13 protein-coding genes are annotated in these 14,147 nt (G+C 67.5%); 9 read left to right on the top strand and 4 right to left on the bottom strand.

Annotated features, from left to right (window positions below):
- Positions 1 to 59 precede the first annotated feature (59 nt).
- The 3 genes from DOM67_RS01375 (at position 60) to DOM67_RS01365 (ending at position 4,321) form a co-directional block, all read left to right on the top strand.
- Positions 60 to 629 carry a histidine phosphatase family protein gene (locus tag DOM67_RS01375; RefSeq protein ID WP_110673876.1) on the top strand — a complete coding sequence of 190 codons (570 nt, stop codon included), beginning with the start codon at positions 60 to 62 and terminating at the stop codon, positions 627 to 629.
- 122 nt (positions 630 to 751) lie between these two features.
- Positions 752 to 2,056, top strand: coding sequence for an ABC transporter substrate-binding protein (locus DOM67_RS01370; RefSeq protein ID WP_110673875.1), 1,305 nt, complete (start codon positions 752 to 754; stop codon positions 2,054 to 2,056).
- A gap of 135 nt (positions 2,057 to 2,191) precedes the next feature.
- Complete coding sequence (locus tag DOM67_RS01365; protein ID WP_110673874.1) at positions 2,192 to 4,321, top strand: TonB-dependent siderophore receptor; 2,130 nt, start codon at positions 2,192 to 2,194, stop codon at positions 4,319 to 4,321.
- Positions 4,322 to 4,352: 31 nt separating this feature from the next.
- Here DOM67_RS01365 and DOM67_RS01360 read toward each other — a convergent pair whose 3' ends face one another.
- Positions 4,353 to 5,138: a carbon-nitrogen hydrolase family protein gene (locus DOM67_RS01360; RefSeq protein ID WP_110673873.1), complete on the bottom strand. Its 786-nt coding sequence runs from the start codon at positions 5,136 to 5,138 to the stop codon at positions 4,353 to 4,355.
- Positions 5,131 to 6,183: a dihydroorotase gene (gene pyrC, locus DOM67_RS01355; protein ID WP_110673872.1), complete on the bottom strand. Its 1,053-nt coding sequence runs from the start codon at positions 6,181 to 6,183 to the stop codon at positions 5,131 to 5,133. Before pyrC ends, DOM67_RS01360 begins: the two co-directional genes overlap by 8 nt.
- A gap of 193 nt (positions 6,184 to 6,376) precedes the next feature.
- On the opposite strand from pyrC, the gene DOM67_RS01350 reads away from it, so the two are divergent.
- Positions 6,377 to 6,847, top strand: a complete 471-nt coding sequence (locus DOM67_RS01350) for an antitoxin Xre/MbcA/ParS toxin-binding domain-containing protein (protein WP_110673871.1) — start codon at positions 6,377 to 6,379, stop codon at positions 6,845 to 6,847.
- 2 nt (positions 6,848 to 6,849) lie between these two features.
- Positions 6,850 to 7,341, top strand: a complete 492-nt coding sequence (locus DOM67_RS01345; protein ID WP_110673870.1) for an RES domain-containing protein — start codon at positions 6,850 to 6,852, stop codon at positions 7,339 to 7,341.
- A 46-nt stretch (positions 7,342 to 7,387) separates the two neighbouring features.
- On the opposite strand, the gene DOM67_RS01340 is transcribed toward DOM67_RS01345, so the two are convergent.
- Positions 7,388 to 8,587 (bottom strand): MFS transporter, encoded by a 1,200-nt coding sequence (locus DOM67_RS01340; protein ID WP_110673869.1) that lies wholly within the window; start codon positions 8,585 to 8,587, stop codon positions 7,388 to 7,390.
- Between the two features lie 224 nt (positions 8,588 to 8,811).
- On the opposite strand from DOM67_RS01340, the gene gmk reads away from it, so the two are divergent.
- The 4 genes from gmk to DOM67_RS01315 all read left to right on the top strand — a co-directional run bounded on the left by gmk (position 8,812) and on the right by DOM67_RS01315 (position 12,781).
- A complete protein-coding gene (gene gmk, locus DOM67_RS01330; protein WP_110673867.1) occupies positions 8,812 to 9,489 on the top strand; it encodes a guanylate kinase in 678 nt (225 codons plus the stop codon).
- A 145-nt stretch (positions 9,490 to 9,634) separates the two neighbouring features.
- Positions 9,635 to 9,892, top strand: a complete 258-nt coding sequence (rpoZ, locus tag DOM67_RS01325; protein WP_110673866.1) for a DNA-directed RNA polymerase subunit omega — start codon at positions 9,635 to 9,637, stop codon at positions 9,890 to 9,892.
- A 101-nt stretch (positions 9,893 to 9,993) separates the two neighbouring features.
- On the top strand, positions 9,994 to 12,147 hold the full coding sequence (locus DOM67_RS01320) for a RelA/SpoT family protein (protein ID WP_110673865.1): 2,154 nt from the start codon (positions 9,994 to 9,996) through the stop codon (positions 12,145 to 12,147).
- Positions 12,148 to 12,391: 244 nt separating this feature from the next.
- The gene (locus tag DOM67_RS01315) at positions 12,392 to 12,781 is read left to right on the top strand and encodes a RidA family protein (RefSeq protein ID WP_110673864.1); all 390 of its coding nucleotides are present in this window, start codon (positions 12,392 to 12,394) and stop codon (positions 12,779 to 12,781) included.
- Positions 12,782 to 12,814: 33 nt separating this feature from the next.
- Here the strand turns inward: DOM67_RS01315 and DOM67_RS01310 are convergent, their stop codons facing one another.
- A complete protein-coding gene (locus DOM67_RS01310; protein WP_110673863.1) occupies positions 12,815 to 13,735 on the bottom strand; it encodes an AraC family transcriptional regulator in 921 nt (306 codons plus the stop codon).
- Positions 13,736 to 14,147 lie beyond the last annotated feature (412 nt).

Genomic DNA, 14,147 nt, shown 5'->3' with positions numbered 1-14,147 from the left:
GGTAAGATGAGTGCCTTCGTCGCGCCAGTCGCTCCCGTTCTCCTGTTCGAGCCATCGCCATGACCCATCTGATTCGCCGCCCCTTCGTCTTTCTGCGCCACGCCCAGAGCACGCGCAACCAGGAGCGGCGCATCGGCGGTCAGCACGACGTGCCCCTTACCCCCCGCGGCGAGGCCGAGGCGCGCCGGGCCCAGGCGCTGGTCGGCGGTCTCGACTGGTCGCTGGCAGTCGCCAGCCCGCTGGCACGAGCCCGGCATACCGCCGAGCTGGCCCTGGGGCGCGCCCCCGACCGCCTGGTCGAGGGCCTGATGGAGCGCCACTGGGGTGACCTGGAGGGTCAGCCGATCCCCCCCGAGATCCCCTATACCGACACGCCGCCCAACGGCGAGGCCTGGGAGGCCTTCGTCAGCCGCATCGCCACCACCCTCAATGGGCTGCTCGACGAAGCCGACACCCCGCTGGTGGTGGGCCACTCCGGGCTGGTGCGCGCGGTGCGCTGGCTCACCAGCGGCAGCCCCACCGGCCCGCGTTCGGCCAATGCCACCCCACTGTGGATCGCCCCTACCGCCGGCGACCTGTGGGAGATTCGCGACTTCACCGCCGCCGATCGCGCCAGGCTCGGGGGCTAGCACGGCACGCAGGCGACCCATGGCTTCTCCCTGGGCAGCGGCGCAACGGGGCGCGCCGCGTTGACCTGTTCACGAATAAAAATGATAATGATTATCTTTAATCAACTAGAAAAATATTGCCGATGCTTGCCCGCCGCGGCCGCCCCGCTTCTCCCCTGCGTCACTGGCGCCGATCGCTTCCCCGTCTGATCCTCTGTGCCTGGCTGCTGCCAGGGCTGTTGTCCCAGGCGGCGGTGGCCGACGCTGCAGCCAGCGGCGATACGCCGATCAGCGACAGCTCCATCGACGACACGTCCGCCGGCACGAGTGCCGAAACGCACGCAGAGACCCGCTATCCGCTGCAGGTGACCGACCTCGCCGGGCGCGTGGTGACCCTCGACCATCCTCCGAAGCGAATCTTCCTCGACGACCCCCGGCATCTGCTGGCACTGGCGGCACTGCTGCCCGACCCGGTGGCGCGCCTGAGCGGCTGGCACGGCTCGCTCGCCGACTTCGACCCCGAGGCCCAGGCACGCTTCACCAGCGCCTTCCCCGCCCTGGCCCGGCTGCCGGTGCTGCAGGGTGGCGACCCGCTGCCCAGCGCCGAGGCACTGCTCACGCTCGCCCCGGATCTGGTCCTGGTCAATCTCTCACGCTACGGCGCCATCAGCGGCACTCGGCTGCTGACACAGCTCGATGCCCTGGGCATCCCGGTGCTGTTCATCGATTTCCAGCGGCATCCGCTGGCGGATACCCGCCCCTCGCTGACGCTGCTGGGTCGCGCGCTCGGCGTCGAGCCGCGGGCGGCAGCGCTGAACCGGCGGCTGGACGGGCTGGAGGCGGCGGTGGATGCCTGCGTCGACGCCGCCGCCCACGACACCGATGGCGACACCGCCAGAAACACTGCCAAAGCCCCCCGTCCCAGCGTGCTGATCGATATCGCCCCCGGTCTCAAGGTGGCGTGCTGTCGCAGCAACTTCGATAGCGGCCTGGCGGACCTGGTGGCCCGGGCCGGCGGCGACAACATCGCCGCCGGCATGACCCCGGGCAGCGAGAACGTGCTCAATCCGGAAGCGATTCTGGCGCGCGACCCGGCGGTCATCATCGCCACCGCGGCCCAGTGGCCGGCGGGGGGCTCGGTGCGCGCCGGTTTCGGCGTCACCCCCGCGCAGACACAGCGGGACCTGGCCGATGTGGTCAGCCGTCGCCCAGGCTGGGCGACGCTCTCCGCGGTCAATCAAGGTGGCCTCCACGCCCTCTGGCACGGCTATCACCAGAGCCCGTTCAGCGCCCTCGCGTTGACGGCCATCGCCCGCTGGCTCCACCCCCAGGCCTGCGCCGCGCTCGATCCCGAGGGGGCGCAGCGAGCGCTGTTCCGCGACTTCCTGCCGATCGCCGCCGACGGCACCTTCCGCGCCACCTACGGGGAATCGCTCCCCGGCCGCTGATCGCCCCGCGCCGACGGCACACCAAGACGTTCAACGACAACAAGCCAAGACGCTCGACAACAACAAGACACGACGACCTTCAACGACAACGCACCGGCACCGAGGGCCACCCGGCGCCGTCAGGGAACACCACACATGACTGCACGATCCTTCACCCCGGGGCGCGCCCTGCCACGCTGGCAGCCACTCGCCGCCCTGCTGACCCTGTTGCCACTCACACCCGCTCACGCCGAGGACACCGGCGAGGTCGCCCTCGACCCGGTGGTGGTCAGCGCCCGGGCCCCGGTTGATTCCGTCGAGGGCTATCGCCCCGGCGCCTCGAATCTCGTCACCGGCCGCCGTACCGATTTTCTCGCCCAGGCGCGTACCGTCGATGCGCTCACGCCGCAGCTGCTCACCGATATTGGCGCCGACTCCCTGACCGATGCCATGGCGTTCGTGGCCGGGGTCACCCAGGGCAACACCATGGGCGGCACCGAGGCCGGCTTCATCAAGCGCGGGTTCGGCAGCAACGGCGACGGCTCGATCCTGCGCGACGGCATCCGCCAGCCGCGCAATACCTTTCCACTGTTCACCACCGAACGCATCGAAGTACTCAAGGGGCCGAGCTCGTTTCGTTACGGCATCCAGGAGCCCGGCGGGGTGATCAACGTCATCAGCAAGAAGCCACAATACGCCTGGGCGCGCACCATCAGCGGCAAGGGCACCTCTTTCGGCGGCGGCAATGCCAGCGTCGACGTCACCGGTCCGCTGGGCGACAGCGGCGCGGCGTTTCGCTTCATCGTCGGCCAGCAGGACGAGGATTACTGGCGCGATTTCGGCAGCAACCGCCAGACGGTGGTGGCGCCCTCGCTGAGCTGGGAGGACGACAATACCCGGCTGTGGTTCGCCTATGAGTATCGCGACTATGATCTGACCCTGGACCGTGGCACCGCCTTCGTCGACGGCGATCCCGTCGACGTGCCGCGAAAGCGCCGCTTCGATGAGGAGTGGTCGCGGGTGACCGGCCACGATCAGTCGTTCACCGCGCGCTGGGAGCAGGATCTGAACAGCGCCTGGACCAGCCGCCTGACCTACGGCTGGACCCGTCGCCAGTACGACGACGGCCAGCTGCGGGTGCTGAGCGTCGACGAGGATGGCACCGCCAGGCGTCGCGCCGATGCCAACCACGGCTTCGATCGGCGCGTGATCTATACCGCCGCGGAGCTGCTCGGCGATGCCGAACTGGCCGGTATCCGCCACGAGATGACCGTCGGCATCGATCACGAGCGCCGCCGCGACTACCTGGCCGACCGCTATCGCGGCGTCAACGATACGATCTCGATCTACCACCCGCATCATGGCGATCTGACGCTGGACGGCGCCACCTATCTCGACGGCAGAAGTCATCGCCTCCACGAGATCAACACCACCGGCGCCTACGCCGACGACAACCTGCATCTGGGTAAACGCTGGATCCTCGGCCTGGGCGGCCGTTTTCAGCACACCGAGCAGTATGGCGGCCAGGGTCGACCCTTCGTGGTCGACACCGATACCCAGGACGACATCTTCCTGCCCCACGCCAGCCTGCTCTACCAGGTCGACCCGCTGACCTCGGTCTATGTGAGCTACAGCGAATCCTTCGTCCCCAACGCCCCGGACAGCGACACCGGTCAGCGCTTCGATCCCGAGCGGGGTCGCGGCTGGGAGGCCGGGCTCAAGCGCCGCCTGTTCGACGAGCATGTGGACGCGGCGCTGGCCTACTTCGAGATCACCAAGGAGAACGTGGTCGTGAGCGACAACGACGTGTCGCGGGCGGTGGGCAAGAGTCGTGCCAGAGGCGTGGAGATGTCGCTGCAGGGCCAGCTGACCGATCGGCTGTCGCTGCTCGCCAACTACGCCTACACCGATGCCGAGGTTGTCGAGGACGCCGACGGCGGCACGGCCGGCAACGCGCTACCCAACGTGGCACGGCACACCGCTTCGCTGCTGCTGGCCCAGACGCTGGCCCTGAACCCGGATCTCGGCCGCTGGCGGGTCGGCGGCGGGCTGCGCTACGTCGGCAGTCGCGAAGGTGACAGCGACAACAGCTTCACTCTCGACGCCTACACCGTCGCCGACGCCTTCGTCGCCTGGGACACCCGCTGGCTGGGCGACGCCACCCATCTCCAGCTCAATGTCCACAACCTGTTCGATACCACCTACTACCCCTCCGGTCTCGGCGACACCCGGGTGGTGGTCGGCGAACCGCTGGAAGTCACACTGCAGGCCAGCGTGACGTTCTAGCGAGGCTGACTCACGCGCGCTACCGTGACCGTCAACGCCCCTTGGTGGTCGCGAGATCCAGCCCGACGACCTGTCCGTGCCAGCCGTCGCCCTGGCGGGTCGCGATGACGAGCGCATCATGGTCATCGGCCGCGGCCAATGGGCCTGAGTCGGTCCAGAAGCCGCTGCCCCCGATCGCCGCCATGCCGCCGCTGGTGCCGTTGTGGTTGGCCATGCCGACCAGCATGGCATAGCGCTCGGCGATCTCGGCCAGGCGCCGGGTATCGGCGTCATAGCCGCCCGCGGTGATCAGGGCCCCGGCCAGATAGACCGTCGCACCCAGCGACGCGCACTCGGCGGCATGCGCAGGGGCGTTGGTATCGGCACAGATGGCGAAGGCCACACGCTCGTCGCCGAACTCGCAAACCACCTGCGTCTCGCCGACCTCGAAGACGGCCTCTTCCCCGGCATGCAGGTAGCGCTTGGCGTAGGTCATGGGCTCGTCATCCTCCGGGCCGACAATCACCACCCCGACCCGGGGCCGAGCCTCACCGTTCAGCGGCACCCCCGCCACCACGTGCATGCCGTAGCGTCTGGCCGCTGCGCGCAGCGGAGCCAGACGCTCGCTGCGCGACGGCACCGCCAGCACGGCGGCCAGATCGGGCTCGTATCCCGTCAGGGAGAGCTCGGGGAACACCAGCAGCGAGACACCCTGACGGGCTGCCGCCTCGACCACCGCCAGGTGCCGCGCCAGGTTGGCGTCGAGATCGCCGGCCAGCGCAGACAGCTGCGCCAGGCCGATCACCAGCTCGGATCGCGCCAACGTCGCCTCAGTCATTCAGCGTCGTCTTCCAGGTCAGCGACTCTCCGGCCCGATAGGGCACGAAGGTGTTCTCGCCCTCGCCCACGCTGGGTGCCACCGGGGTCGGCTGGCGGGTCAGGGTGATCGTGCCCTGGTTCAGCGGCAGGCCGTAGAAGCGTGGGCCGTTCTCGGAACAGAAGGCTTCGAAGTGATCGAGCGCCCCCTCCTGCTCGAAGACATCGGCATAGACCGACAGCGCAGCCTCGGCATTGAACACGCCGGCACAGCCGCAGGAGGTCTCCTTGGCAGCGGTGACATGAGGGGCGGAGTCGGTGCCGAGGAAGAAGCGCGGATGCCCGCTGGCCACCGCGCGGCGCAGCGCCGCCTGGTGCTCCTGACGCTTGAGGATCGGCAGGCAGTAGAGGTGCGGGCGGATACCGCCGACCAGCATGTCGTTACGGTTCTGGGCCAGGTGCTGCGGGGTCAGGGTGGCGCCCAGGTACTCGTCGCCCTCGAGCACGAACTGAGCCGCATCCCGGGTGGTGATGTGCTCGAACACCACGCGCAGCTCGGGGAACTGGCGGCGAATGTCACTCATCACCTCATCGATGAAGACCTTCTCGCGGTCGAAGATATCGATCTCACCCCGCGTCACCTCACCGTGCACCAGCAGCGGCATACCGATCCGCTGCATCGTCTCCAGCAGCGGATAGACGTCGCTGATGCGCTTGACCCCATGCTGGGAGTTGGTGGTGGCGTTGGCCGGGTAGAGCTTGGCCGCGGTGAAGACGCCCTCGGCATGCCCGCGGGTCAGCGTCTCGGCGCTCACGCTCTCGTTGAGATAGCAGGTCATCAGCGGGGTGAAGTCATGACCGGCGGGCAGCGCGGCGAGGATACGTTCACGATAGGCCGCAGCGGCCTCGACCGTGGTCACCGGCGGCGCCAGGTTGGGCATGACGATGGCACGGGCGAAGGTCGCGCTGGTGTAGGGCACCACGGTCTGCATGACCTCGCCGTCACGGAAGTGCAAGTGCCAGTCATCGGGGCGGCGGAGGGTGAGCATGTCGGGCGCAGCGGTCATCGGAAACTCCTGGCAGGGGTGAACGAAGGGACCCCGTAGCATATCAGAGCTCGAGGCCATGGACGCAGCGGCGCTTGCCCGGCCAACCTGCACCGCGGGGCGGCATCCCTGGAGAGCTCTTCGGTCGAGATGGCGCCCTTCGCCATATGGCGCTATGATTTTGCCATATGGCGAATGCCGCGAGGAATTGAGAATGACGACCACCGAGTTCGGGTCCTCCCGGGAACCCAGCATCAGTGAGCGAGCGATCCGCCGCCTCACGGGCAGACGCCGGGTCGCGGCCACCTCCCCCTACGAAATCCATCGGCTCATCGAGCAAGGCTTTGCGTCGGCCGGGGTGATCAAGTTCTTCGAAGAGGTCGATCTGCTTCAGGACAGAAAGATCGCGGTCAAAATCCTCGGTGTATCCGAGCGGACCCTGTATCGCCGGCGGGACAAACCCGACACCCTCAGCCCGGAAGAGAGCGGTCGCGCCTGGCGGTTCGCCGAAACGCTCACCCGCGCGGAAGACGTCTTCGGCAGCACCGAGGCGGCCCAGCGCTGGCTGGACACCCCGGCCATGGCGCTGGAGGGGCGCAAGCCGCTGGACTTGATGACCACGCCGGTCGGCCACGATCTAGTCGACGATCTGCTGACCCGTCTGGACTACGGGGTCTATACCTGACCATGGCCGCCGCGAGCCACAGTCTCCGGTTCTGGCGCCTCGAACGCGACCGCCATGTCGCCACCTGGGAGAAAGGCATCGGCGCGGAGCGCGCGGGCGGGCGCTGGAACTCTCCCGGCCGCCCGGCGGTGTATGGCTCGCTGGATGCGGCCACCGCGATACTCGAAGTCGCGGTCCACAAGGGCTTTGCGACCCTGGATACCGACCCGCACACGCTTCTGTGCATCGAGATAGCGGACCCGACCTGCATTCACTGGGTGAACGCCGAGACGCTGCCGAATCCCAACTGGCTGGTGCCGGGCACGCCCAGCGCCGGCCAGCAACGCTATGGCGACGCCCTGCTCGATGCATACCCCTTCTTCGTCGTGCCCTCGACCGTGTCACGCCATAGCGCGAACCTGGTGATGAACCCGTATGCCGCCCAGGGCAAGTACCAAGTGGTCCTGCAGGAGCGGTTCTCGCTCGACACCCGCCTGAACCCGCCGCCGCGTTAGCCGTTGAAGGCGAGGCGAAGGCTGCGCTATGTCGCCTCGCTCCCCCTCACCCCGCCTTGGCCGCTGGGCGGCGCAGCAGCAGGCCCAGGGCCACGCAGCAGAGCAGCGCCACCAGGGCATCGAACAGCAGCCCGGTGAGCTGCAGCCCGAGCACGCTGGCGACCAGGCCGATACCGATCACCGGCAGCGAGATCGCCACGTAGGCGACGACGAAGAAAGTCGAGACCACCGCCGCCTTGTGCTGCACCGGGCTGGCCGCGGCCACCGCGCCCAGCCCGGCGCGGAAGGCGATGCCCTGGCCGATGCCCGCCACGATGGGGCCAAGGATGAAGCCTGCCAGGGTCTGCGCGGCCATGCCCCAGGCCAGCAGCAGGACGCCGACCAACAGCACGCCGCAGCCGATCGGCAGACGCCGGGCTTCGGGCAACTTGTCCTGCACCATCTGCCCCAGGGTGGAGGCGATGAACAGGCTGCCGGCGACGACACCGATCAGCGCCGGGTTGTGATAGCCGAGCTGACCGCCGACGAAGGCCGGGGTCACCGAGGTGGCGAAGCCGCACACCATGAAACCGGCGAAGGCGGCGATCGCCGCCGGCACGAAGACACCGCGCACCTCCGGCGGCACCTTGAGCTTCTGTACCCGCAGACGGATGCGCGCCGGACGCGTGACCGTCTCCGGGGCGCGCCAGATGAACAGCGCCGCCAGCAGCGCCAGCACCAGATGCAGCACATAGGGCAGCACCAGCGGCAGCGGCGCCAGCGCCGCCAGCACTCCAGCCACCATCGGCCCCAGCCCCAGTCCACCCATGTTGGCGGCGGTGGCGACCAGCGGGCCGACCCGCTTCCAGGCATCGGGGACCAGCTCCATCACTGCGACCGTGGCGGTGCCGGTGAAGATGCCGGCGGAGATGCCCGACAGCACCCGCCCGAACAGAATGGGGCCGAGCCCCTGGGCGTGCCAGAACACCAGGTCGCTGGCCGCCGAGATCAGCACCCCCGCCAGCAGCATCGGCCGCCGCCCGAGCTGGTCGGACCAGCGCCCGGTGATCAGCAGCGCCCCCATCACCCCGGCCGCGTAGACCGCGAAGATGATGGTGATGGTGAGCTGCGAGAAGCCGAAGGTCTGCTGATAGATCGGATAGAGCGGGGTCGGCATGGTGGTGCCGATCATGGTGAGCGCGAAGGCGAAGGCGGCACCCAGAAATGCCGCACGCCCGCCGCGGGCCGCGGTGGCTGAAGCGTTCATGACAGATCCTTGTGAATGAGGAGGGTCGCCCGCGCGGGCTCGGAGCGCGCGCCGTGAACGGCGATGATGCCGACAAGCATCGTGAATGCCGCGCCGGGGCGCAACCGCTCACCACGCTCATTGCGCGTGGCGGCCTCGATGCCACTCGCCCCCACCGCGATCCCAACCCCCGGGGGATTCGTGGCATACTGTGCGGCTTCACGCACCCTGATCACGGCCACGTCATGTCTCGACCCGACACCCCGGTCTCCGCCTTCGCCAACGCTTCCGCCGCGCCCGCCACCCAGGGCACGCTCTACATCGTCTCTGCCCCCTCCGGTGCCGGCAAGACCAGCCTGGTGCGCGCGCTGCTCGAGCGTAACGCGGCGATCGGCGTCGCCGTCTCCCACACCACCCGCGCCATGCGGCCCGGCGAGGCGGACGGCGTCAACTATCACTTCGTCACCGAAGAGACCTTCGAGGCGATGATCGCGCGCGGCGAGTTCTTCGAACACGCCTGGGTCTTCGACCGCCACTACGGCACCTCCCGTGCCGAGGTGGAGAAGCGTCTGGCGCTGGGCGAGGACGTGATTCTGGAGATCGACTGGCAGGGCGCGCGCCAGGTCCGTGAGCTCGCCCCCGAGGCCGAGTCGATCTTCATCCTGCCGCCCTCGCGGGAGGCCCTGCGCGAGCGTCTGGCCGGACGCGGCACCGACGACGACGCGGTGATCGCACGCCGCATGCGCGATGCGGTGAGTGAGATGTCACACTTCGACGAGTACGAGCACGTGATCATCAACGACACCTTCGAGCACGCCCTGCACGAGCTGGAGTGCATCGTGCATGCGCGCCGCTCGCGGCTCGACAAGGTCCGCACCCGCTACGCCAGGCTGCTCGCCGAGCTGCTCGACGCCCCCCGCTGAGCCGCGTGCCGCCCCCCGCCAGCGGGCGGCACGCGGGCCTTTCGCCTTGTCAGCTACGCCAAAGGTCCAGTAGACTGCACGGTCCCGCATGGCCCCGCTTCGGCTGGGGTGCGACCACTCATTTTCTGGCAGCAGGGTTACCACCATGGCACGCGTGACCGTCGAAGATTGTCTGGACCATATCGAGAACCGTTTCAAGCTGGTGATGATCTCCTCCCAGCGCGCCCGCCAGCTCTCGCGCGGCTCTCGCGACGCGCTGCTGCCGTGGGAGAACGACAAGCCCACCGTCATGGCGCTGCGCGAGATCGCCGCCGGCCAGGTCGACGAGAGCGTGCTCGACGAGCCGATCGAAGCGGCTCCGCCGCGTCCGCGCCCCGAACCGCACCAGGATTTCGAGCTCTGATCCGGCCGCGCCTCGCGTAACTCTCTCGTTCGCGGCCCGCGCGAGCGCGCGGTGCCGGCACGGCCTTCGAACCGGCCCGACCCCTGGAATAGGCGCGCAGTATGTTCACCATCGATGACCTGGCCGATCGCCTCGGCGGCTATCTTCCCATGGAGGAGATCCAGCAGGTCAGGCGCGCCTTCTACTACGCCGAGCAGGCCCACGACGGCCAGACCCGCCGCTCCGGCGAACCCTACGTCACCCACCCCCTCGCGGTCGCCAATATCCTCGCCAACATGCACATGGACCATCAGAGCCTGATGGCCGCCATGCTGCACGACGTGATCGAGGATACCGGGGTGACCAAGGACGCCCTCGCCGCCCAGTTCGGCGAGGCGGTGGCGGAACTGGTCGACGGCGTCTCCAAGCTGACCCAGATCACCTTCGAGGACAAGGCGGTCGCCCAGGCCGAGAACTTCCAGAAGATGGTGATGGCGATGTCCCAGGACATCCGCGTGATCATCGTCAAGCTCGCCGACCGCCTGCACAACATGCGTACTCTGGGGGCGCTGCGGCCTGACAAGAAGCGCCGCATCGCCCGCGAGACGCTGGAGATCTACGCCCGCATCGCCGGACGCCTGGGGATCAACACCATCCGTGTCGAACTCGAGGATCTCTCCTTCCAGGCGATCCACCCGATGCGCGCCGAGCGCATCAAGCGCGCCGTGGCACGGGCCCGCGGCAACCGCCGATCGACCATGCGCCAGATCCAGAGCAGCCTGCAGCGCCGGCTCGACGAAGATGACCTCACCGGCAGCGTGGTCGGCCGCCAGAAGCATCTGCTGTCGATCTATCGCAAGATGCACGACCAGCGCAAACCGTTCGCCGAAATCATGGATGTGTTCGGTTTTCGCATCATCACCGACGATGTCGACAACTGCTATCGCATCCTCGGCGCGGTGCACAATCTCTACAAGCCGGTGCCCGGGCGCTTCAAGGATTACATCGCGATCCCCAAGGCCAACGGCTACCAGAGCCTGCACACCACCCTGTTCGGGCCCAGCGGCATGCCGATCGAAGTGCAGATCCGCACCCGCGAGATGGAGGCGATGGCCAACAACGGCATCGCCGCCCACTGGCTCTACAAGGCGGGCCAGACCGAGCGGCCGATCGCCGTCGGCAGCCACGCCCGGGCCCGCGAATGGGTCCGCGGGCTGCTCGAGATGCAGCGCCACGCAGGCGACTCACTGGAGTTCATCGAGCACGTCAAGAACGATCTTTTCCCCGACGATGTCTACATCTTCACCCCCAAAGGCGACATCATGGAACTACCCCAGGGGGCCACGGCGGTCGACTTCGCCTATACCGTGCATACCGATATCGGCAACAGCTGTATCGCCTGTCGTATCGACCGCCATCTGGCGCCGCTCTCGACCCCGCTGGAGAGTGGACAGACCCTGGAGATCATCACCGCGCCCGGCGCCCGACCCAATCTCGCCTGGCTCAACTTCGTGGTCACCGCCAAGGCGCGCTCGGCGATTCGTCACGCACTCAAGAGCCAGCAGCGCAGCGAGGCGATCCAGCTCGGCCGGCGCCTGCTCAACCGCGCCCTGAGCAGTTTCGACACCAGCCTGGAGAAGCTGCCCGCGGAGCGTCTCACGGCGCTGCTGGCGGAGCTCGATCTGGCCAACGAAGATGATCTGCTCGAGACCATCGGCCTCGGCACCCGGCTGGCCCACGCCACCGCCAAGCGTCTGGCCGACGCCAGCCTGAGCGGCGACGAGGATGCCGCAGGGTCGCCGGATGCCTCACCGCATACGGGGCCACACACCGGGCCGATCGTCATCAACGGCTCCGAGAGCATGGCGATCAGCTTCGCCCGCTGCTGTCACCCGCTGCCCGGCGACCCGGTGATCGGCCATCTATCGATGGGCAAGGGGATCGTCGTGCACCGCCACGATTGTGGTAATCTCGATGAACTGCGCGATGACCCCGACAAGCTGGTCTCCTTGACGTGGTCGAACCAGATCGAGCAGGATTTCCCGGTGCCGCTGCGCATCGAGGTGGAAACGAGACGTGGGCTGATCGCCGAACTGGCCAGCCTGATCACCGACGCCGATGCCAACATCGAACGCATCGGTATCGAAGAGCGCGATGCCCGGCTGTCGATCGTCAACCTGACCATTCTGGTCAAGGGGCGTATCCACCTGGCCCGGATCATCAAGCGCCTGCGTAACCTGAATCATATCGGCCGTATCGTTCGCGCGAGAAGCTGATACGCAGGCTCCGACGCCCGCCCGGCGTCGGCCAGACATATGAACACGACCTTGCCCCGCCATGGCCCACCACGGCGGGGCGTCGTTTTTTACGTCGTTCCGGGACGCGGGACGCCGAATCGAAGCGTCGTCTTCGGGACGCAATAGAAGGCATCGTCTTCGGGAGGCAATAGATAGCAAGACGCGTCCCGGCGCGCAGGAAAAGATCGCTGCATCTCAATCGATAACATCTGGAGGGTACGCCATGAGCAACAAAGCCGTTATCAACACCGACAACGCCCCGGCCGCCATCGGCCCCTATTCCCAAGCCGTGAAGTCCGGCAACACCGTCTATCTCTCCGGCCAGATCCCGCTCGATCCGTCCACCATGGAGATAGTCTCCGATGACTTCGAGGCCCAGGCGCGTCAGGTCTTCAAGAACCTCTCCGCCGTATGCAAGGAGGCCGCCGGCTCGCTGCAGGACATCGTCAAGCTCAACCTCTACCTCACCGATCTCGACAACTTCGGCGTGGTCAACAAGGTGATGGAAGAGTTCTTCACCGCCCCCTTCCCTGCGCGGGCCGCGGTCGGCGTCAAGCAGCTGCCCAAGGGCAGCCTGGTCGAGGCCGAAGCGGTGATGGTGATCGGCGACTGAGACCGGAACACTGACAGCGTTGGCGGGGCAGCCTCAGCGCTCCGCCAGTGCCGGCGCCGGCAGATCGCCGCGCAGCTTGATCACGTCCGCCCGCGGCGGCACCCCGAACATGCGGCTGTATTCACGGCTGAAGTGGGAAGGGCTGCTGTAACCGACGCGATAGCTGGCCGTGGCGGCTTCCATGCCCTCGGCCAGCATCAGCCGGCGCGCCTCGTGCAGACGCAGGCGCTTCTGGAACTGTAGCGGCGACATCCGCGTCACCTGCTTGAAGCTGTGGAACAGCGACGACTCGCTCATGCTGACCAGGTCGGCGAGATCGCCCACCCGCAGCGGCTCCCTGAAGCGCGCCTGGAGCACACCGATCACCCGGGCCATGCGGTGGGTCTGGCTGTCAGCCATGGCTAACTTGCGCATATAGGGCGCCAGTTCTCCCACCAGCGCTCGATAGAGGATCTCACGCCGCACCAGCGGCGCCAGGATCGCGATATCCTGGGGTGTGTCCAGTAGGCCCACCAGACGCGACAGCGCCTCCAGCATCCCCCGATCGGCCAGCACGTGGCCGAGCCCGCAGGCCCCCTCCGGGCACGCCTCCTCTTCCGTCTGCCGTACCACTGGCAGGCCCATCGCCAGGATCAGATCGGAGACCTCCTGAGGATCGATCGTGAGCTTGATACCCAGATACGGTGTCTGGGGCGAGGCATCGGTCACCTTGCCGAGAATCGGCAGCGGCACCGCCGAGACCATGCAGCTGAGCGGGCCATAGTCGATCTGGCGATCCCCCAGCCACACCGTCTTGGCGCCCTGGGCGATCAGACAGAGCGCCGGCTCGTAGACCCGTGATCCCATGCAGGCCGTGGTCGAATCGGCGCGTACCAGCTCGAGGCCGGGAATGGTGCTGGCGATGAATCCCTCCTCGTCGGCATGGGCGAGAATTCGCGCCACGAGAGTATTCATCAATGCTTCGAACGACGAATCGGCGTGCCTCGGGATGGGCTGCGCGGCGGTCACGGCGTCACTCCCCTGCTGGGCGGATAAAAAGGCGTCAAGCGATCGAGCGCGAGTATAAGCCCGATTTCGGCGATTTTGGGCGCCTTTGACCCAGACTTGCAGAATCGGGCAAGCACTCTGAAGTATCCGGCAAGTCCCCGCCGCCGCGCCAACCCCGGTGTCGTTCCCGCCATGAAGCGGCACATACGGCCCAGGCGGCATTGCGGAGAATCAGGCAATCAATCGACAGGAAGCCGATAACGCTCCCTGACTGCCACCCCTTAGATTGGCGCTCCATGCCCCAGGCGGTTTCCCCCGCCGCGCTCGACCTCGACGTTCCAGACAAGCGCCTGGGTCGAGCCAATAGCGAGTCCTCCAC

It is taken from the genome of Salinicola sp. RZ23 (assembly GCF_003206675.1).
GTDB lineage: Bacteria > Pseudomonadota > Gammaproteobacteria > Pseudomonadales > Halomonadaceae > Salinicola > Salinicola endophyticus.
Note: the sequence above shows the minus strand (reverse complement) of the source record. Positions and strands in the feature narration are given on the sequence as shown.

Bases quoted from the DNA above. Each gene is read 5' to 3' on its own strand.
- DOM67_RS01310 (WP_110673863.1), bottom strand. From the start codon at position 13,735: ATGAATACTCTCGTGGCGCGAATTCTCGCCCATGCCGACGAGGAGGGA.
- DOM67_RS01360 (WP_110673873.1), bottom strand. From the start codon at position 5,138: ATGACTGAGGCGACGTTGGCGCGATCCGAGCTGGTGATCGGCCTGGCG.
- DOM67_RS01370 (WP_110673875.1), top strand. From the start codon at position 752: ATGCTTGCCCGCCGCGGCCGCCCCGCTTCTCCCCTGCGTCACTGGCGC.
- pyrC (WP_110673872.1), bottom strand. From the start codon at position 6,183: ATGACCGCTGCGCCCGACATGCTCACCCTCCGCCGCCCCGATGACTGG.
- rpoZ (WP_110673866.1), top strand. From the start codon at position 9,635: ATGGCACGCGTGACCGTCGAAGATTGTCTGGACCATATCGAGAACCGT.
- gmk (WP_110673867.1), top strand. From the start codon at position 8,812: ATGTCTCGACCCGACACCCCGGTCTCCGCCTTCGCCAACGCTTCCGCC.
- DOM67_RS01320 (WP_110673865.1), top strand. From the start codon at position 9,994: ATGTTCACCATCGATGACCTGGCCGATCGCCTCGGCGGCTATCTTCCC.
- DOM67_RS01345 (WP_110673870.1), top strand. From the start codon at position 6,850: ATGGCCGCCGCGAGCCACAGTCTCCGGTTCTGGCGCCTCGAACGCGAC.
- DOM67_RS01315 (WP_110673864.1), top strand. From the start codon at position 12,392: ATGAGCAACAAAGCCGTTATCAACACCGACAACGCCCCGGCCGCCATC.
- DOM67_RS01375 (WP_110673876.1), top strand. From the start codon at position 60: ATGACCCATCTGATTCGCCGCCCCTTCGTCTTTCTGCGCCACGCCCAG.
- DOM67_RS01350 (WP_110673871.1), top strand. From the start codon at position 6,377: ATGACGACCACCGAGTTCGGGTCCTCCCGGGAACCCAGCATCAGTGAG.
- DOM67_RS01340 (WP_110673869.1), bottom strand. From the start codon at position 8,587: ATGAACGCTTCAGCCACCGCGGCCCGCGGCGGGCGTGCGGCATTTCTG.
- DOM67_RS01365 (WP_110673874.1), top strand. From the start codon at position 2,192: ATGACTGCACGATCCTTCACCCCGGGGCGCGCCCTGCCACGCTGGCAG.